This is a genomic window from Enterococcus sp. AAFC-DPL-5182, from assembly GCF_058216605.1.
This window is the reverse complement of the sequence record NZ_CM177101.1, coordinates 1703530-1724104: the sequence shown is the minus strand read 5'-3', so window position 1 is coordinate 1724104 and position 20575 is coordinate 1703530. Positions and strand designations below refer to the sequence as shown.

The following is a 20575-nucleotide window of genomic DNA, read 5'->3' as shown; positions in this document are numbered from 1 at the left end:
CTGCAGATATTTTCAAAATAGTTATTATTTTTTCGTTTTATCGGAATTTTTAGGATGTAATGGACTCTTTTAATTTATCAAATGTTTTTTCGCCAAAGCCCGAAATGTTTTTTAAATCCTCTATGTTTTTAAAACCCCCATTTTCTTCCCGATAACGAATGATTTCTTGCGCTTTTTTCTGACCAACTCCAGGTAAGGCTTGCAATTCAGTTTCACTTGCTTGATTGAGATTGATTTTACTTGTTTCTTCATTCTGACTACTTTGTGTGCCATTATTTTGTTCAGTTTTTTGAAATTCTTCACCATACTTTGGTACATAGATCACCATCTGATCTGCAATTCGTTCAGAAAAATTGACTTGTTTTGTATCGGCCTCCTCATTCACCCCTCCAGCGAGCATTACAGCGTCCCAGACACGCATATTCGCAGTTCCTTCATACATTCCCGGATTTTCAACAGCACCCTTTATATCCACGTATATCTGCTTAGATTGAGAATTAGTTTCCAATAACTGAGATGAACTGACAGAAGTCATCACTAATTCTTCTTCTAGCAACTCATCAGAAGTAGAGCGAATCCGCAAAAATGTGATAATACTACAAATAATCACTATTAGAAGAATACTCCCAATGACATATTGCTTATATTTCTGTAACAACTTACGATAATCCATGATTTTTCCCCCTTCAAAGTAAAGATACGCATTCTTTTTGCTTTTTCATGATAGAAAATGTAAACCTTCATCGTATAATAGGTTAAGAAGGTGATAAAAAGATGGAAAAAGAAATTGTTGCGTTATTAAAAAAACAAGATTTTTTGGGGTTAGAAAAATTTATTGATCTTTTAGGCACAGATATCGTGAAATGTATTCGAGCAATCTTAAATCATCCAGAAGAAAGAACGTATCGGAAAGAAGCAGAAAATGAAGTATTCTATCGAATTTGGCAGAAAATTTCTAGTTATGATGAAAATAGGAGTAGTTTGAAAACTTGGAGTTTAACCATCACGCGGAATATTTGTCTGGATAAAAAACGATCAATAATTCGTGAGCGAAATATTGTTCCAATGGACCAACTTCCAGAGAGTATTTTAGAAGAAGATTATTTTGAAAAAGAACATTTTTTAGATTTATTAAAACATTTAACAGCAGAAGATCAATTGATTTTTCTAAAATATTACTATTATCAAGATACCCCTAACGAGATAGCCAAAGAATTAGAAATGGACGTTTCTCAAGTTTATAATCATCTATCCCGAGGAAGAAAAAAAATCAAAATGTTATTTGATCCAGGTATATAAGTATTATTTAGCGTTTGAAAGATAGAACAATATCCGATTATGGCGAAATTGTTATTTTATAATTTTAGCTATCTTCTATCAAAGCTAAAAACACTTGCTTACTGTTTAAATCAAGGGAGGAATTTCAAATGGCAAATCCATTCAAAGTTGTTATTAATCAACTCAACAACGAAATCGCAAATAGCTCAAAAAAAGAATTGAACAAACAACAAAAGAAAAACTTGTTCAACCAAACAAAAATGTATATATTTTTACAAGATTTTATTGAAAAAGTTAAGCCTTATCTAGAAGAAGGAGAAGAAATACATGCATACTTACCTATGACTAGCGATGGTCAAAACGTTTCTGCAGTCGGCCTTGGTCTCTTGGGCATGTATCATCCTGAAACAGAGGAAGCAAAAGCTTATGTGAAAAACTTCAATGACCTTAGAGGAAACCGCATTTTGATTTTCACTGATCAACGAATGATTTTTACCACGATCATAGAATTTCTGGATCAAAGAACATTCTTTAGTTACCCTTATACAACAATCAAAGCAATTACACTAAAAGAAAATAAAATGAACTATTTCGATTGGGATGAATCTTTTCCACCAAAACGAGTTGCACTTTATACGTATATCTTTGACTTTGAATCAGAAAATCACATTTTTTCAGAATTGTTAGGTCAACGTGATGCAGATATTTTAAAACGTCAATTGTTAGAAATACCAGCATTAAAAGAGATTGTTGTCATAAAAAAAGTATATCGTGAGCGTAGATTTGATCGAGTTGTTAATAATCCTGTATTAGCTTATAGGCTTACGTATTATTTTTCTATAATAGCCGCGGTAGTTTTCCTTATCCTCTTAGCTTTAGGCGGTTTCTTCCATATTGGTCCGGCAAAATCATTATTTGATTTTGGAACTGAATCCGCTTTACAATTAATTTCTACGTGTCTTTTGCTCTAAAATAAAAAATAAGACAAGGAATGTTCAAATTGAACCGAATCCCTTGTCTTATTTTTTACTTTTCTTTCAGTGTTTCCAGATAATCTAAAGCATCCTGTACGTTTTTAACGGGTACTATTTTCATTTTTGTTCCAATTTTTTCAGCAGCAGCTTTTGCTTCTTCATAATTGGTTTTGATTCCTGGCTCTGTCTTCTTCATCTCTTCAGTGATATCATCATCCGGCGCAAAGAAGATTTCTGTTTCATTTTTACTAGCAGTAACAACTTTTTTGTCGATACCACCGATTCTTCCAACAATCCCTTTGCTATTGATTGTTCCTGTTCCAGCGATTTTATGTCCTTTACGTATGCCTTTATGCGTCAACTGCTCGTAAATCTCTAGTGTAAACATCAAGCCAGCTGATGGTCCGCCAATATCTCCTGCATCGATTTCGACTGGAATCGATGAATCGATCTCAGTATGATCCGTCAGACCAATTCCGATACCTGCCTTTTTATCGGTCGGCAGTTCAATCAGTTTCCCAGTTGCTTCTTTCGACGCACCATCTTGTAAATAACGTACAGTAACTTCTTGTCCAACCTTTTGCATCTTTACGTATTCTACAAACTCTTCACTGCTTTTAAATGTTTTACCGTCGATTCCAGTTACCGTGTCTCCCACAGAAATTTTCCCTTTAAAACTAGAATTATCCTCTATAGCTAAAACATAGACGCCTTTAAAACGCATTTTATATGGGACTTCAGCAAGTTTTAAAGCTTGCTCAATAGCAGCGTTTTTAGAAGAATCCATATAGTATTGCTGGATACGTTCATATTCAGTGTTTGTACTTGAACCCATCAACTCTTCTTTGCTTACTAATTCCTCAAAATCAGAAAATTTTGCTTTCAGAGCTGAACCTAATGTGGCTTTGCGCACACCAACCGTCGTTAAATAAAACGCACCTGGTTCCGAGTCTTTTTTATTATCAACTGTCACAAAATCTTTTAAATTCTCAGTCGTGCCTGGTCCTTCAATATAATAAGGGATGGGAAAGATCATTATAATGATCAAGATAATAACTAGTGCAAAAGGCAGCATCGACTTGATCGATATTTTTTCGTCATGCTCATTATTCATTCAGCTTCATCTCACGATTCTTTTGATTTAGTGCTTGATTGATAGCCATTGGCAAATAGCTAGAAACATCTCCGCCAAATTTCAGCACTTCTTTTAACAAACTTGAACTAATATGGGCATAGTTTTCATCTGCTAATAAAAAAACAGTTTCAACTTCGGGTGCTAGATGATGATTCATCCTAGCAATATCTTTTTCATATTCGTAATCTTTAACATTTCTAATTCCTCGAATCAAAAAGTTAGCACCTAAGTCTGCAGCACTTTCCACAGTAAGTTTTGTTTCTTGAACGATCACTTCTACATTTTCTAAATGAGCAACCGCTTCTTTTATCAAAGCAAGTTTTTCTTCTACACTAAAAAGAGCTGTTTTATTTGTATTAACAAAAATCCCTACGATCACTGTATCAAACATCTTCGTACTACGTTCAATCAGGTTCAAATGACCATTTGTCAAAGGATCGAAACTTCCAGGAAAAAGGGCAATTTTAGTCATCTCCTACCTCCTGTCTATAAATTGTTATTTGTGTAATGCCATAAGTAGTTTCACGAGTTTTTACTAGTGCTCCAATATTTTCAGGTAATGTTACTGATTTATCTGTCTCACAAACAACGACTGCATCATCATTCAACAAATTATAAGCAAGCATTTGCGCTAGTTGTTTTTCGATTTCCTGTTTAGCATAAGGAGGATCAAGTAAGACTAAGTCAATCACAGCTTTTTCTTCTTTTAAAAACTCTAGCGCTTTATTAGCATCCATTTTTTTGATCACAAACTTAGCTGGTTCTTTCGTGATATCGATATTTTCTTTAATGATTTTAATAGCAGAAAAATTTTTCTCAATACAAATTCCAAGATCCATTCCTCTAGATACCGCTTCGATCGCAAGACCACCACTTCCTGCATATAAATCTAACGCAGTCCCTCCATCAAAATATGGACCGATCATATTAAAAATCGATTCTTTCACTTTATCAGTTGTAGGGCGTGTGTTATCACCATCTAATGCTTTTAAACGCCGTCCTCCATATTCTCCTGAAATAACCCGCATCCTTTACACTCCTTTACATAATCGTTCAATATACATTTGTTAGTATATCACTATACAGAAAAAAGATGAAAAATGTTTGAAGTTGGTTCACATTTTTCATCTCGATTTTTACACATTTTCAGCCAAACGAATTTGAGTATTTAATTCTTCGACTTCAAATCCTTCTTCTTTTTCATATTGATACGCAGCCTTTGTGCCGATTTTTTCAGCAAAATTCATTTCCACATCTGGACGGTAAGATCGTTCTACTTTGCGCACGAAATGCAGTCCATTGATTTTAGCTTCTGAACTTTCGATGTCCTCTTCATTCATATAAATGACAACATATTTCATACGGCGGGATACATAATGAATCAATCCAAAACGTTTTAATGTTTTTAATTGCTTTAAACTATACACCCAAACGACTAAACAACGTCGCTTTTGGATAGTAAAATCTTTTTCTTCATTAACTTGCATGACAACTACCTCCACAACCTGAATGTTTCCCTTTTTCAAAGAACGGATTTCCAGCATCTACTTTAATGTCGTCAGAAATTGTTTTCGCTACTGACATACCCACCAAATCTAGAATCGTCTGTATCTCTGTTTCTGAGAAACGAAATTCTGCAACTTCCTCACTCAGATCCAGTGCTCGTTTTGCTTGACGAACTGCTCGTTGTTTGGTGCGAAAATCAGGTGCGTGATTGCCATATGCTTCAATTCGTTCAAAAGCATCTTTTGCATCTAAAAATGCTTTTTGTTTGTCACGAACATCTTTTGATCCATACATTGACTGACGATTTATTTTATAAGATTCAATACTCTTACTCGTTAAAATCGCTTGTACGAGCTTTTCCGTCTGATCTTCTATTTCAAAAAGTTTTTCTGTAACTATCATACTTATTCACTTTCCTCTGTTTGAGATATTTCTTTCTCTGTTTCTTGTAATAAGACTAACATACTTGCTTTAGAGAACGCAACGCCAATGTCTTCTTTTTCTTGATGGGCAAATCGCGAATGGTACAATGAATCAGAAAACCATGATAACACGGTAAATGTAGGGTCATAAACTGGCTCTGTGTACATTCCAGTGGCTTTTTTCTTGTCTAATTGGCCCACTTTCAATAACTTTTGGTACTCGTCATTGGTTAACGTAAAAACAGTCTCAGCTGTCATTTGCTCTTTACTAAACTGCCAATTTTCTGCTCGCTCTAGCGAAAGAATGTTTTTTTGATTTTTAAGCAGAGCATCAAAAAGTTTTTGAGCATTTTTTTGACTTTCAGTGTTTACCCGATAGGCTGGTAAACCTTCTTTAAGCTTCAACAGATTGATGATTTGGATAACTTGGTGGCTTTTAATTGCATCAAAACCTGACACTTGGTCGGTTACTGAAATAGGAATGACTTCACCTTCAACTAATTGATAAGGCATTATTGTCAATAGTGTTTTTTTATCTAAATACGTAACGGCTGCAAGCTTCCCAGTACCATGATTAAAAAATAAGAGCGCAAATGTCTTATTATCAAACGCTATTAGCGGACGATAATTCATATCTTCTTCCATTAGCTCAACATTATAGTTGTTTTCTTTATATGTAAACGCAAAATTTGAATAAATAGTCATCAACTCTGAAACGTCCGATAGTTTCATCCCAATTGAAAATGGCATCGTCTCTTTTGACTCATTAAACGCTTTGATTGCAGAAATTTTTCCATCTCGAACATTTATTTCGAGATAATCCGTATCTTTTTCACCATACACCCATAGTTCATAGCCCATGCCTGTTTGTTGCTTTTCAATCGGCTCACCGAACTTAGTCACAAAATCAGCTGTTTCTTTACCTATGTACGCAGCATAACCAGAAGTTGAAATTTCTTCATACGGTAACGCAGTATGGGAGACAACCTGCCTCCCATGATCTGCTTCTTGCTGCATGTTATCAGCAGGGAAAAAGACAGGCTGTAAATAACCACCTATCAGGACTACAAAGAAAACGCCTAAAAAAACTAAAAATCGTTTCATCTTTTCCCCCACTTTTCGTTTAATTTTCTTTTACTTCTATTAATAGATCACCAGAACTGATTGGTTCGTCTTCAAAAACGTAAATATGTTCAACGATTCCATCAAAACGTGCTTCGATTGTTGTTTCCATCTTCATCGCTTCTGTGACTAACAATGCATCACCTTTTTTAACTTTATCTCCTTTATTAACTAACACTTGGAGAACAGATCCTGACATTGTTGCACCGATTTGTTCTTTATTCGTCGGCTCTGCTTTACGTTTTGCTTGAACAGAAGATTTGATAGAGGTATCCTTTATAACTATTTCGCGGCGTTGACCATTTAGATTGAAGAACAACACTCTGTTCCCCTCAATATCAGGGTCACCAATTTCATCTAAGCGAATAATCAACGTTTTACCTTTTTCAATTTGAACTTCTACAGATTCACCTTGACGAATTCCTTGGAAAAACGTTGGTGTATCTAATAATGTCACATCTCCAAAATTTTGATACGATGTGCGATAATCCAGAAATACTTGAGGATACATCAGATAGCTCAAAATTTCTTCCAATTTTGGCTCATAACCGATTTTTTCAGCCAATTCGTCTTTTACTTTATCAAAATTAACTGGTGCTGCTAAACTTCCTGGTCTTTCAGTAAACGCTGGACGTCCTTTTAAAATAATTCTTTGTAAATCTTTAGGAAATCCACCTACAGGTTGACCTAAATCTCCTTGGAAAAACGTTACTACTGATTCAGGAAAACTCAATTCTTCTCCATTATCGTAGATATCTTTTTCAGTTAAATTATTTTGAACCATGAAAAGTGCCATATCACCAACAACTTTTGACGATGGTGTGACCTTCACAATATCTCCAAACATCAGGTTGACGGTGTGATACATTTTTTTGATATCATCCCATTTATGTCCTAATCCAACTGCTTTCGCTTGTTGCTGTAAGTTAGAATACTGTCCGCCTGGCATTTCATGCATGTAGACTTCTGTTTGCGGCGCATTTAAACCATTTTCGAATGGTTTATAATACATCCGAACATCTTCCCAATAGTGATTGATTTTTTGTGTATTGTCAATATTCACATCTGGCGTACGATCACCATTGACCAGAGCATAATACAAACTACTCATACTAGGTTGGCTGGTTGCGCCACTCATTGCACTTGTCGCCACATCGACAATATCTACGCCTGCTTTAGTTGCTGCTGAATAAGTGATAATCCCATTGCCGCTTGTATCATGCGTATGCAAATGAATCGGTAAATCCGTTGTATCTTTTAGTTCGCTAATCAAACGATACGCGGCTTGTGGTTTTAGCAACCCAGCCATATCTTTAATGGCAATAATATGAGCGCCCATCTGTTCAAGCTCTTTAGCCATATTTTTGTAATATTCAACATTGTATTTTGCTCGAGTTGGATCATTGATATCACCAGTATAACAAATAGCCGCTTCCGCAATTTTACCTGTATCTCTAACTGCTTGAATACTTTTTTCCATTTGCGGTAGCCAGTTTAGACTATCAAAAATACGGAACACATCAATACCTTGACGTGCTGATTCTTTAATGAACTCTTCAATAACATTATCAGAATAATTTTGATAACCGACTGCATTTGATCCTCTAAATAGCATCTGCAGCAGCGTATTTGGCATTAACTTACGAATTTTGCGAAGTCTTTGCCATGGATCTTCATTTAAGAAGCGATATGCAACATCAAAAGTAGCACCGCCCCACATTTCACTAGAAAATAGCTCTGGTAATCCTTCACCAGTTAAGCGCGCAATTTCTTTGAAGTCTTGTGTTCTTACACGAGTTGCTAATAAACTTTGATGAGCGTCACGGAAAGTTGTATCCGTCAATAGCACATTTTCTTGTTTCTTGACCCAATCGATTACACCTTTTGCACCATCTTTATCTAAAATATTTTTAGCAGTTACATAATCACTTCGTAACTCTAAGTCAGTTGGAATACGTGGTGCATCAAAATATTTTTTCGTTGATTTTTCGATTCCAGGAAATCCATTAACCGTAACTTCACCAATATATTTCATGGTTTTGTTGCCTCGGTCTCTTAATTTCGGAAATTCGAATAATTGTGGTGTATTATCAATAAAGGTTGTTTTCGCTTCACCAGATTGAAATTGTGGATGAGCAATCACCTTGTGCAAAAATGGAATATTTGTTTTTACACCGCGAATTCTAAATTCTCTTAAGCATCGTTCCATCTTTTGGATAGCTTTTTCAAAAGTAAATCCGTGCGTACAAACTTTTACCAAAAGAGAATCGAAATACGGAGTGACTACTGCTCCAGAATAAGCATTACCAACATCAAGCCTCACACCAAAACCACCTGGTGAACGATACGTGTCGATCTTACCGGTATCTGGCATAAAATGGTTCAATGGATCTTCCGTTGTGATTCGACATTGAATAGCTGCTCCATTTAAAGTGATTTCTTCTTGGTGAGGAATCTTCATGTCTTTATGCAAATCAAGACCTTGCGCAATTTGCAATTGAGATACGACAATATCAATATCTGTGATCATCTCAGTAATCGTATGCTCTACTTGAACACGTGGATTGACTTCGATAAAATAAAAATGGTCCCCTTCGACTAAAAATTCAACAGTTCCAGCATTAACATAGCCAACATGCTTCATTAATTGAACCGCAGCCTCACAGATTTCTTTGCGTTTCTCTTCACTCATTGACACACAAGGAGCTACCTCTACAACTTTTTGATGACGACGCTGAACCGAGCAATCACGCTCAAATAAATGAATTACATTTCCATGCTTATCCCCTAAAATTTGAACTTCAATATGTTTTGGATTGGAGATATATTTTTCTACATAGACTTCATCAGAACCGAATGCAGCCTTCGCTTCACTTTTCGCCCGATCATAACCTTCTCTAGCTTCTTTTTCGTCATGAGCCACCCGCATGCCACGTCCACCGCCGCCAAGAGCTGCTTTGATCATAATTGGGAAGCCGTGCGTTCTACCAAAATTTAAAACACCCTCAACTGAGTCAACAGGTCCATCAGAACCTGGTATTGATGCTATACCTGCTGCCACAGCGGCTTCTTTTGCTTTGATCTTATCTCCAAATATATCTAAATGATGTAATGTTGGTCCTACAAAAATAAGACCTTCCTCTTCACAACGACGAGCAAATTCTAGATTCTCAGACAAAAAACCATAACCTGGATGAATCGCATCAGCTCCTGATTTTTTGGCAATTCGGATAATATCCTCCATATCAAGGTAGGCTTCAATCGGCTTTTTCCCTTTACCAACTAAATAGGCTTCGTCAGCCTTAAAACGATGAACAGAATATTCATCTTCTGCTGCATAGATTGCTACTGTCCCGATGTGCATCTCTGTACAGGCTCTAAAAATTCGAATTGCAATTTCTCCACGATTTGCTACTAAAACTTTTTTCATTTTTTCACTCCTACCCGTTTATTGAGGCTAAAACAGAATTATTCAACTCTTAATGAAACTAGTCTTTACATCTATTTCAGCTCTTGTTACCCTCATTTATTTATTGATTACCAAGTAATTGGTATTCTTGGTCCATTTTTTGTTTTTTCTCGTCCGCACTGATGTTTAATACAAAAGCTACAGCGATAGAAATAATCAATACACTATTTCCCCCTTGACTCAGAAAAGGGAACGTTACTCCTGTCAAAGGAATCACTCCAGTAATTCCGCCGAGATTGATAAAAACCTGAATCAACAGCATTGATCCAATCCCAATACACATTAGCGAATTAAATGGTTTTTTAGATCGTACACCAACTAAAATAATTCGAGCAATCATAAACATCAAGATTGCTAATATAATCAGTGCTACAAACAAACCTAATTCTTCGATTGTGATTGCAAAAATAAAGTCAGAATGTGCTTCAGGTAAAAAACCTTTTTTCTGAATACTATTGCCTAACCCTTTTCCGAACCAGCCGCCATTGTTAATCGCATAATAAGAATTAGCCAACTGATGACCAGCATTTCGTTCATCCTTAAATGGATTCAAGAAAATAGCGAAACGTTGATACACATATTGATACCTATCAGGAATAAAACTGCCTCCAGTTAAAAGTAAAGTTTGAATAACAGCAATACTACCTAAAATTCCAGCACCGCCAACTACATATGTATACATGTAATTAACACCACTAGCAAGTACCATGATAATCACCAATAAAGTCAAAATAGCTGCATTTCCCAAGTCGGGTTGAATCGCAACAAGAAAAATTAAAAAACCAACCAAAAGCATCGGTCTAAATACAGCTTTTTTAAATTCTTTATCGATATATTTCTGTCTTCGTCCTAAAATATACGCTAAATACCAGATCACCATGATTTTTAAATACTCAGCAGGCTGCATTGAAAATGAACCAATTTGAATCCACCCTTTGGCTCCATTGATCTCCGCACCTAATGTTGTAAATCGAACAGCTAACAGTAAAACTGAGATAACGACGATTGCAAACATGATAAATCCTTTAACTTGAAAGACAGCGGTTTTCATCTTATAGATAAAAAACATTGCAACTAAACTTAAAAGCCAAAACTCCAATTGCGTAATAACCATGCCGGTCGGCGGTTTTCCTTGTGAAACTAACAAAGAGGATGTTGAACTGTATACCATGATCAATCCCACTGCACTAAGGACTAAGTACGGGATCAAAATGCTATAATCTAACAGATGCCTCTTTTTTATCTTGTTTGGCAAAGTTTAAACCTCCTTGCCACTTTCTTTTTTTTCTTGTGTTTCCTCATAAACGTCACTATATAATTGATTAAGTTCTTTTTCTAAATCACTTAGCAATTGATGTCCTTGTTTGGAACTTAAGATACCTAACCGAATGGCATAGGTCACTTGACGAGAAAAACCATACATTTGTGTATCTACGACTTCCTCAAAAGCCTTACACTGGGAAATACATAGGCTATTTTTTTGATTACGGATCAACATCATGATCCTTTGTGCATCATCGTTTAACAGCTGAATAGCAAAATCTTTTGAAATGGATTCCATGTGCACTAAACCTCCCATCTTAATTATGTAATTATAGCATAATTTGTGCCTTTATTAACAGAAATTTTCTGAAAATCGTCTGTTTAATTTTTTTTTAATTATTCACCAATGGAAATGATCAAAAATCTCACCGTTCTTACAGCTATTCTCGAAATAAACACGAATTGATCACTAAATTCACCAAAAATAGCCTAATTGAAGGATCCCTTCAATTTTATTTTCATTTCTTTATCACAGATATATTTTTTTTATTTTAATTTAAACCATAAACGATTGCGTAATAAATAACATAAAACCAACTCAACGCGCCGTGAAATATTGCCCAAAGAATACTGTGCCAATTAACATATGAAATAACTAAAGCTAAAGCACAACCGAATGAAATGCCTGCTTTTGCACTCTCTTTCATAATTGCCCCTCCTCTAATTGATGAATTAACGTATAAAGTAATTTATTTAAACTGGAATAAAAACAGTACCAGCAAAATCTTTGATGTTACATGGATTGATAATTTTAGCTAGTAGATATTCTGGCGGTAACTCCTTATCTGAAATAATTCCATATGTACTTGCTTGTACAAATCCATGACGACTATAGTAGCTTGGATCCCCAATCAAAATAATCATTTGATAGTTAAATTTTTTAGCTTCTTTTTCAGCAATAGCAATCAACTCTCCGCCTATCCCTTGATTTCTTTGATCTAAACGGACTGTTAAAGGAGCTAAAACCAAGGCTTCGCTTATTTTATTCTTGCTTGAGATACTCGTTTTTGACAACATAATATGTCCCACGATTTCTTCATTTTTTTCAGCAACAAAAGCAAGATTCGGCAAATAGTTCTCACTTTTCCTTAAGCGCTCAACAAAGTTCTGCTCATCACCATCTTTAACTTTTGCAGTTTCAAAAGCTTCTTTCGTGAAGTGATAAATCTTAGCAAAATCAGCCTGATTTTCTAAACGAATGATCATCCGCATCCCTCCTCCTCAAACTAGTATTTATATTGTACAGAAATACTATTATTAATAGTAACAGAATCTATTTTAAGAAGCTATTAATGTACCTAAGATGAACATTTTACAGATAAGAAAGTTCTCTTTTTTTACATAAAAACCCCTTAAAAAACAAAACTTAACGTCTTCTCTTAAGGGGCTCTTACTATTCTATTTGATTTTCATTAGTCAGTTTTATTTCTTTAAATCAACGACCATTCTTCCTTTGATTTTCCCTTGTTCCATTTCTTCAAAAATGTCGTTAACTTCATGTAAGCAACGTGTTTCTACAACTGGCACCACTTTGCCTTCTGCACCAAATTGGAATGCTTCTTCCAGATCTTTACGGGTCCCTACTAGTGAACCTACGATTTGGATCCCATCTAATACAGTTTTTACAATAGCTAAGTCCATTGTTTCTGGTGGCAAACCAACTGCAACAACTTTACCAGCAGCTCTAACTGAATCGACGGCTTGGTTAAATGCAACTTTAGAAACAGCTGTAACAACCGCAGCGTGAGCGCCCCCAACTTTCTCTTGGATCCATGCTCCTGCATCGCCATCTGTCAATGGGTTACAAACTAAGTCAGCACCTAGCTCTTTAGCAAATTCTAGTTTATCATCATTGATATCAACGGCAATCACTTTAGCATTGAAAACATTTTTGGCATATTGAATCGCTAAATTACCTAAACCTCCAATACCATAAATAGCAACCCACTGTCCAGGTTTTACATCTGAAACTTTAATTGCTTTATAACAAGTAACCCCCGCACAAGAAATACTACTTGCTTGGGCTGGATCTAATCCTTCTGGGACTTTCACAGCATAGTCTGCTTTAACGATACATTGTTCTGCCATCGCACCATCTACTGAAAATCCAGCATTTTTTACTTGGCGACAAAATGTTTCTCGACCTGTAATACAGTACTCGCAAGTTCCGCACCCTTCAAAGAACCATGCAATACTTACACGATCCCCAACTTTAAGACTCTCCACACCTGGTGCAATTTCTTTAACGATTCCAATACCTTCATGACCGATCACTCTGCCTGGTACTTCCCCAAAATCTCCATGAGCCACATGTAAATCAGTATGACAAACGCCGCAATATTCTACATCGACTAACGCTTCACCTGCTTCTAGGGGTCTAACGTCTACTTCTTTGATTTCTACTTTTCCATTATTTTCTTTAGTTACAACAGCTGCCTTCATTCTATCACTCCTGTATTTAATATTATATAGTAACAATTATATTTTACCATGTATGAAATCGTTTTAATAGTCTTTTTGAGAAGAAATTCACAATAAAAGAAACTTTGTTCAAATGTAATAAAAAAGAGTGAAAATGAATCATTTTGCATGATTCATTCCACTCTTTTAATTGGTATCATTATTCTTTTAGATTGCTGTTGTTGCACCACGGTATACAATACCACGACGAGGATCAACAGTGATCAATTCATCGTTAGCAATCAAGTTTGTTGCATCAGCTGCACCAACAATTACTGGAATATCTTTCGCAATTGCAACAACTGCTGCATGAGAAGTTAATCCGCCTTCTTCTACAACTAAAGCAATTGCTTTGTCAATTGCAGGCATATAATCCTTATCGGTTGTTTTTACAACAAGGATAGACCCTTCTGTTGCATTTGCTACAGCTTCTTCAGCTGTATTCGCTACAACTGCCTTAGCAATAACTGAAGCTTCGCCGATTCCTTGACCTTGAACTAATTTTGATCCGATCATTTGAATCTTCATTAAGTTTGTTGTACCTTTTTCGCCTACTGGTACACCAGCTGTAATAATGATCAAGTCGCCTTCACTTGCAAAACCTTCTTCTTGAGCAGTGTGAGTAGCTAAATTGAACATTTCATCTGTACTTGCTGGTTTGTCAGCAACAGTTGCATAAACACCCCAAGATAATGATAAGCTGCGAGCTTTTTGTTCTGTGAATGTAATCGCAACAATATGAGATTTTGGACGGTATTTAGAAATCATACGAGCTGTATGACCTGATTCAGTTGCAGCAACGATTGTTTGAATACCCAAATTACGTGCAGTATGACCAACTGATTGACCAATAGCTTCAGCCATATCTGTTTTGCTGTATAATTTTAATGCGAATGAGTCTTGGTTGATCAACGCTTCTTCTGTGCGAACAGCGATGCGAGCCATTGTTTGAACCGCTTCTAATGGGTAATCCCCAGCCGCAGTTTCACCTGAAAGCATTACTGCATCTGTTCCGTCATAGATTGCATTGGCAACGTCATTTGCTTCCGCACGTGTTGGACGTGGGTTACGTTGCATGGAATCTAACATCTGAGTTGCAGTGATAACTGGTTTACCTAAAGCGTTACATTTTTTGATCAACTCTTTTTGAACAACAGGAACGTCTTCAGTTGGAATTTCAACACCCATATCACCACGAGCAACCATCAAACCATCAGAAACTTTTAGGATTTCGTCAATATTGTCGATTCCTTCTTGGTTTTCGATTTTAGGAATGATTTGGATATGTGTTGCATCTTGCTCTTCTAAAATTTTAGTAATTTCTAAAACGTCAGTAGCACGACGAACAAAACTTGCTGCGATAAAGTCAACACCTTGTTCGATACCGAAACGGATATCAGCAGCATCTTTATCAGTAATACCAGGAAGGTTTACAGAAACACCAGGTACGTTAACACCTTTTTTGTTTTTTAGAACGCCTTCGTTTTTAACAAGCGTAACGATTTCATTTGCAGTGCGGTCGATATCAGTTACTTCTAAATCGATCAATCCATCATCTAAAAGAATATGAGAACCGACGTTTACATCGTTAATTAATTCTGGGTAAGTGATTGAGAATTTTTCGTTTGTTCCTAAGACTTCTGTCATAGAAAGACGTACCGCATCACCAGTTCTTAAAGTGATCGCACCATTTTCCATTTCGTTCGTACGGATTTCAGGGCCTTTTGTATCAAGTAAGATCGCTACACGTTTTCCTGTAATTTTTGCAGCTTCACGAATATTTTTGATACGGTTGCCATGTTCTTCAAAATCACCATGTGAGAAGTTCAAACGGCAAACATTCATTCCTGCATTCATTAAGTTTACTAGCATGTCAACAGTTTCGCTAGCTGGTCCGATCGTACATACGATTTTCGTTTTTTTCATTACCAAACGCTCCTATTCCATTTTTGTTTATACATTATGAAGATTATCTATTTTCCTCAAGGGATACTTCGTATAACTTACTTTTAAAAAGAAATCTCTTGATTTAAATCATAAAGTGATAAGTCCGGTTTGTGTTTGTGGTTTTCCAAAGTATCCACGATATCAGCTGATACTACTTGGTTATCTAGCATGCCAATACATTGTCCGCCTTTTCCTGCTTTCAATAATTCGACAGCATATGAACCGAATTTACTTGCTAGTACACGATCACGAGCACTTGGTGAGCCGCCACGAACAACGTGTCCTAAAATAGACACACGCGTATGGAAGTCTCCATGTTCAGACAATTTATCAGCAAATTCATTACCGCCCATAACGCCTTCAGCTAAGATGATCAAGCAATGTTTTTTACCACGATCACGGCCTTCTCTAATACGTTTAGCGACATTGACCATATCAAAATCATGCTCTGGAATGATGATTTCATCCGCACCACCGGCCACACCTGACCAAAGAGCGATATCGCCTGCGCCACGACCCATTACTTCAATAACGAATGTACGAACGTGCGAAGTTGCAGTATCACGAATACGGTCAATCGATTCCAATACGGTATTGATCGCAGTATCAAAACCAATCGTAAAATCTGTTCCTGGAATATCATTATCGATTGTCCCTGGAATACCTACAGCTGGGAAACCACGTTTTGTCAGTGCCATGGCACCGTGATAAGATCCGTCACCGCCGATAACAACTAAACCTTCGATGCCGAATTTTTTCAATTGTTCGATTCCTTTTAGTTGGCCTTCTTCTGTTGCGAATTCTGGATAACGGGCAGAATATAAGAAAGTTCCTCCACGTTGAATTTTGTCGCCAACATCTGCAATGTCTAAGCGGCGGATATCACCAGCCACCAAACCTGCAAAACCGTAGTTAATACCATAAACTTCGATCCCGTCAAAAATCCCTTTACGTACCACTGCACGAATTGCAGCGTTCATTCCTGGGGCGTCTCCCCCACTGGTTAAAATACCGATACGTTTCATTCGTTCTTTCACCTCATATATTATACTTTTAAGCTGTAACGTGTATTTGTTACAGTTATTCATTACTCAAAAATATTACGTCACTCATTTTACCATTAATAGTGCAAAATGTCTTGATTTAAGAAGAAATAATTGAAAAAAGATGAAAACAATTAGTATTTTTTACCGTAAATCATTTGAAAACAACATTTTGATCACCCAAAATCGCCTCTAATTGCTCTTTTACAATCAATGTTTCCGATACCCAGTTCTCTTCACTCAAGACTAATTTTTTCCTGTTTTTTTCAAAGTAGATAATTACAGGTGTATTGCCTTTGTGTGTTTGGAGCACATCATGAATACGTTGTAACACTTCTTTTTGATCTTTTGTTTCGATGATTTTTAAATAACAAGTCGTTGCACTAATTTTATTTTCAATATCACTAGCTTTTTCAATTTTATTTACTAATAATTGAAGCTCTTGATTGTAATTGCTTTTTTCTACTTTCCCTTCTACGAAATAAACTTGGTTTTTTTCAACATTTTGACGAAGCGTTCTGAAAACGGTTGGAAAAAGTGTTAAAGATAATGATCCAGTTAAATCATCCCCTTCTACAAAAGCCATTTGTTCCCCTTTTTTCGTCCGAATCACTCGGATATCCTTTACATAAATCAATAGACGTGCAGTTTGATTTTCCACCACATCACTGACCAGCATCACTTGCTTGGCTAATCGAGTTTTTTTAAATTCTTCTGTAGGATGACCAGATAAATAAACGCCTAAATACTGTTCTTCTTGCTCTAGTTTCTCTTCTAAAGAATAATCAGCAACCTCGACTTCTTTCAATTTCAACGTGTCTTCTAATAGATTCATGCTCCCACCGCTATAAATGATATTTTGAATCTCACTATCCAAACTAACTGACAGTTGACGGCGATTTGGCTGTAATTCGTCGAAAGCACCTATAGCAATCAAAGGTTGAATATTTTCTGCCTTCAACCACTTTCGGTCGATACGAAGTAAAAATTGATCAAACGTTTTAAACGATCCCCGCTCTTTACGTTCATCTAAAATATTTTGAATGAAATCACGACGGATCCCTTTCAACGAACTAAAACCAAACATGATTTGATCATTGTTATTTAAAAAGAAACTATATTGACTAGTATTGATCGACGGTTGTAAAATTGTCATTTTATTTTTACGAGCTTCACCAATGTATTCTTTAATTTTATTTGGATTGTGCCTTACTGAATGTAGAATCGACGCATAAAAAGCTCCAGGAAAGTGAACTTTTAAGTAGGCCATTTGAAACCCAATAAATGAGTAAGCAAAAGCATGAGATCGGTTAAAACCGTAATTAGCAAATCGCTCAATATAATCATAAATCGTAGTCGCGGATTCTTCAGTATGCCCTTGCCTTTTAGCACCTTCAACAAAATGTTTTCGCTCTTCATCCAGCACATCTTTCTTCTTTTTACTAACTGCACGTCTTAAAATATCAGCTTGGCCCAAACTAAAGCCCGCCATTTTAGAAGCTACTTGAATGATTTGCTCCTGATACACAATAATGCCATACGTGTTCTTTAAAATAGGCTCTAAAACAGCATCTGGATAATCAATTTGTTCTTGACCTTTTTTTCTACGAATAAACAAATCGATATTTTGCATTGGACCAGGTCGATACAAAGCATTAACAGCCGCAATATCTTCAATACTCGTTGGACCAAGCTTTCTCAATACATTTCTGATTCCTGCCGATTCAAATTGGAAAACACCACTCGTTTCCCCTCTTCTGAACAACGCTAGTGTTTTCTCATCATCTAATGGAATCTGATTTAGTATGACTTCTTTTTCATAGACTCGTTTGATTGATTTGATTGTATCATCAATAATCGACAAGTTTCTCAACCCTAAAAAATCCATCTTTAACAAACCAATTTTTTCAACATCATTCATCGTAAACTGCGTCAAAAAAATATCATTTGAACCCGGCTGTAATGGAACGATATCTAAAAGATCTAGATCGCTGATCACCACACCTGCTGCATGAGTTGAAACGTGACGTGGTAGACCTTCTAGGCGAACAGCTGTATCATACAACAAACGATTTGTCTCTGAAGAATTCACCAATTCTACTAATTTTTTTGAATCAGAATAGGCTGTTTTTAATGTCATTTTAAGCGCACTTGGTACTGCATTAGACCAGCGATTTGATTCACTTTGGGATAAACCAAAAACCCTAGCAACATCTCTTAGAACCATTTTTGCTGCCATCGTACCAAAAGTTGCGATCTGTGCCATATGATAATGACCGTATTTCGTACGAACATATTGCAAGACTTCCTCTCGGCGATTATCTGGAATATCTAAATCGATATCTGGCATTGAGTGTCTTTCTGGATTTAAGAATCGCTCAAAAAGTAAATCATATTTGATTGGATCAACATCCGTGATCGATAACACATAGGAGACTAATGAACCGGCGGCAGATCCTCGACCAGCACCTGTTACGATTTTTCTTTCATGAGCAAAAGCCATTACATCCCAGACAATCAAAAAATAATCATCGAATCCCATCGTGTGAATGATATCAAGCTCTTTGGCTAAGCGTTCTTCATACTCAGAAGTGATAGTCGGGATACGCTCAGGTAGTTTTTCCAAACATAATTCTTTTAAAAATTCTCCAGCTTGTTTACCATTTGGAATCGGATAGTGAGGCAACAAACGCTGATGTAACGGAATGTCCAGAAAACAAGTTTCCGCAAGTTTCTCCGCATTGTGAATAGCTAGTTCCCCTACTTTTACACGTAACTGTTCTGCCGCGTCTACTTGGTTTCTGAGGTAAAAAGGGCCTTCGATCTCAGTTTCTTCAGCATTTAATGTCATTTGTTGACCTTCATTTATATGAGCCAGTACTTTCAAAGCAAAGCCGTCTTCACGATTTAGATAGCGTGTTTCCTGCAAAGCAAGGAGTTGTTGATGTTTTGTTTCATAAAATTGGAAAAGTAGTGGATCCGTTTCTGGATTACATGTAAATGAAACACCAGCAAAAAAACTAGCTGGGTCAAAATAGCGCACTAACTGTTCTAAGCTTTCAGTTGCCTCATTTTCACTTGATTTTAATGAGAGAGCGACTTCTCCTTTATCGGAAGGCATCACAGCAAATAAATGATTCAGGTGTTCTTTAATCTCTTCTAAATAAAAGATTCGCTCACTGTTCATTTTTGCAGTAGAAATTTTCATTAAGTTTTGATAACCTTGTAAATCTTTAGCATACAGTAATAATTGTACCGTCTGCTCAGATTTAGGTGGAGTATACTCTAAAGTCAAACCAATAATTGGTTTGATGGCTTCTTTTTTACAAGCTTCAAAAAATTCTATAGCGCCATGAAGGACATTGATATCTGCGATTCCTAAGGTCGTGTATCCTAATTTTTTTGCTTGTTGTACTAGTTCAGGAATGCGGATGGTACTAGATAATAATGAATAGGAAGTAATTGTATATAATTGTGGAAAGGGCATAAGACATCTCCTTTTTATATGAGGCTGAAACAGATGCACAAAACCTGATCTCAGCGTTTTATTATGATGGTCATAAATCAAAAAAATGTACCTTTCAATTTCTTTACATTTAAGAAAATTGTGCTAAACTATACCTAGAAAAGAGGTGCAATCCATGCGTTACATTCTTGTATTGTTGTGGTCCTTTTTACTAGGACAAGTGGTCGGATATATCGGCGGCGCCCTAAACGGCGGAACATACGATTTTATGCTGACAACTATTATATCATTGATTACCGGTGTGATTATCTTATTAATTGGTCAATTCGCATTGCCAAAAAAAGAAACCACTAAAAGTGTTCAATAACTTCAAGGTTGGGACCTAAGCTTGTTCTTTAGAATACAGCTTTCGTCTCATCTCTTTTCACTT

19 protein-coding genes are annotated in these 20575 nt (G+C 36.2%); 3 read left to right on the top strand and 16 right to left on the bottom strand.

The window, feature by feature from the left end; translation table 11 throughout:
- Positions 1–49 precede the first annotated feature (49 nt).
- Complete coding sequence (locus tag AC4BB7_RS07960) at positions 50–673, bottom strand: helix-hairpin-helix domain-containing protein (protein WP_490484996.1); 624 nt, start codon at positions 671–673, stop codon at positions 50–52.
- A 101-nt stretch (positions 674–774) separates the two neighbouring features.
- On the opposite strand from AC4BB7_RS07960, the gene AC4BB7_RS07955 reads away from it, so the two are divergent.
- Both AC4BB7_RS07955 and AC4BB7_RS07950 read left to right on the top strand, forming a co-directional pair.
- Positions 775–1299, top strand: a complete 525-nt coding sequence (locus tag AC4BB7_RS07955) for a sigma-70 family RNA polymerase sigma factor (RefSeq protein WP_086312884.1) — start codon at positions 775–777, stop codon at positions 1297–1299.
- A 128-nt stretch (positions 1300–1427) separates the two neighbouring features.
- Positions 1428–2249 carry a PH domain-containing protein gene (locus AC4BB7_RS07950; protein WP_490484995.1) on the top strand — a complete coding sequence of 274 codons (822 nt, stop codon included), beginning with the start codon at positions 1428–1430 and terminating at the stop codon, positions 2247–2249.
- A 55-nt stretch (positions 2250–2304) separates the two neighbouring features.
- Here AC4BB7_RS07950 and AC4BB7_RS07945 read toward each other — a convergent pair whose 3' ends face one another.
- From AC4BB7_RS07945 to dnaE, 15 genes are all read right to left on the bottom strand, one after another.
- The gene (locus AC4BB7_RS07945; RefSeq protein ID WP_490484994.1) at positions 2305–3366 is read right to left on the bottom strand and encodes a SepM family pheromone-processing serine protease; all 1062 of its coding nucleotides are present in this window, start codon (positions 3364–3366) and stop codon (positions 2305–2307) included.
- Complete coding sequence (gene coaD, locus AC4BB7_RS07940; protein WP_086312881.1) at positions 3359–3859, bottom strand: pantetheine-phosphate adenylyltransferase; 501 nt, start codon at positions 3857–3859, stop codon at positions 3359–3361. The genes AC4BB7_RS07945 and coaD overlap by 8 nt, the downstream gene beginning before the upstream one ends.
- Entirely contained in the window at positions 3852–4415 is a 564-nt protein-coding gene (gene rsmD / locus AC4BB7_RS07935; protein WP_086312880.1) for a 16S rRNA (guanine(966)-N(2))-methyltransferase RsmD, read from the bottom strand. Before rsmD ends, coaD begins: the two co-directional genes overlap by 8 nt.
- Before the next feature lie 108 nt (positions 4416–4523).
- A complete protein-coding gene (locus AC4BB7_RS07930) occupies positions 4524–4874 on the bottom strand; it encodes a YlbG family protein (protein ID WP_490484993.1) in 351 nt (116 codons plus the stop codon).
- The gene (locus AC4BB7_RS07925) at positions 4864–5295 is read right to left on the bottom strand and encodes a YlbF family regulator (protein WP_086312878.1); all 432 of its coding nucleotides are present in this window, start codon (positions 5293–5295) and stop codon (positions 4864–4866) included. The genes AC4BB7_RS07930 and AC4BB7_RS07925 overlap by 11 nt, the downstream gene beginning before the upstream one ends.
- A gap of 2 nt (positions 5296–5297) precedes the next feature.
- Entirely contained in the window at positions 5298–6419 is a 1122-nt protein-coding gene (locus tag AC4BB7_RS07920) for a CAP-associated domain-containing protein (protein WP_086312877.1), read from the bottom strand.
- A gap of 19 nt (positions 6420–6438) precedes the next feature.
- A complete protein-coding gene (locus tag AC4BB7_RS07915; protein WP_490484992.1) occupies positions 6439–9867 on the bottom strand; it encodes a pyruvate carboxylase in 3429 nt (1142 codons plus the stop codon).
- 100 nt (positions 9868–9967) lie between these two features.
- Positions 9968–11161, bottom strand: a complete 1194-nt coding sequence (locus tag AC4BB7_RS07910; protein ID WP_490484991.1) for an FtsW/RodA/SpoVE family cell cycle protein — start codon at positions 11159–11161, stop codon at positions 9968–9970.
- A 3-nt stretch (positions 11162–11164) separates the two neighbouring features.
- The gene (locus AC4BB7_RS07905; protein ID WP_086312874.1) at positions 11165–11467 is read right to left on the bottom strand and encodes an Fpa/YlaN family protein; all 303 of its coding nucleotides are present in this window, start codon (positions 11465–11467) and stop codon (positions 11165–11167) included.
- A gap of 253 nt (positions 11468–11720) precedes the next feature.
- Positions 11721–11876 (bottom strand): hypothetical protein, encoded by a 156-nt coding sequence (locus AC4BB7_RS07900; protein WP_170922937.1) that lies wholly within the window; start codon positions 11874–11876, stop codon positions 11721–11723.
- A gap of 46 nt (positions 11877–11922) precedes the next feature.
- Positions 11923–12435, bottom strand: a complete 513-nt coding sequence (locus tag AC4BB7_RS07895; protein WP_490484990.1) for a GNAT family N-acetyltransferase — start codon at positions 12433–12435, stop codon at positions 11923–11925.
- 216 nt (positions 12436–12651) lie between these two features.
- Complete coding sequence (gene adhP, locus AC4BB7_RS07890) at positions 12652–13671, bottom strand: alcohol dehydrogenase AdhP (RefSeq protein ID WP_086312872.1); 1020 nt, start codon at positions 13669–13671, stop codon at positions 12652–12654.
- Positions 13672–13857: 186 nt separating this feature from the next.
- Positions 13858–15615 (bottom strand): pyruvate kinase, encoded by a 1758-nt coding sequence (gene pyk, locus AC4BB7_RS07885; RefSeq protein WP_086312871.1) that lies wholly within the window; start codon positions 15613–15615, stop codon positions 13858–13860.
- Positions 15616–15698: 83 nt separating this feature from the next.
- Positions 15699–16661 (bottom strand): 6-phosphofructokinase, encoded by a 963-nt coding sequence (pfkA, locus tag AC4BB7_RS07880; RefSeq protein ID WP_086312870.1) that lies wholly within the window; start codon positions 16659–16661, stop codon positions 15699–15701.
- 172 nt (positions 16662–16833) lie between these two features.
- On the bottom strand, positions 16834–20166 hold the full coding sequence (gene dnaE / locus AC4BB7_RS07875; RefSeq protein WP_490484989.1) for a DNA polymerase III subunit alpha: 3333 nt from the start codon (positions 20164–20166) through the stop codon (positions 16834–16836).
- Positions 20167–20320: 154 nt separating this feature from the next.
- Between dnaE and AC4BB7_RS07870 the strand changes: the two genes are divergently transcribed.
- Positions 20321–20512: a YjzD family protein gene (locus AC4BB7_RS07870; protein WP_025868754.1), complete on the top strand. Its 192-nt coding sequence runs from the start codon at positions 20321–20323 to the stop codon at positions 20510–20512.
- The last annotated feature ends 63 nt before the right edge of the window (positions 20513–20575 follow it).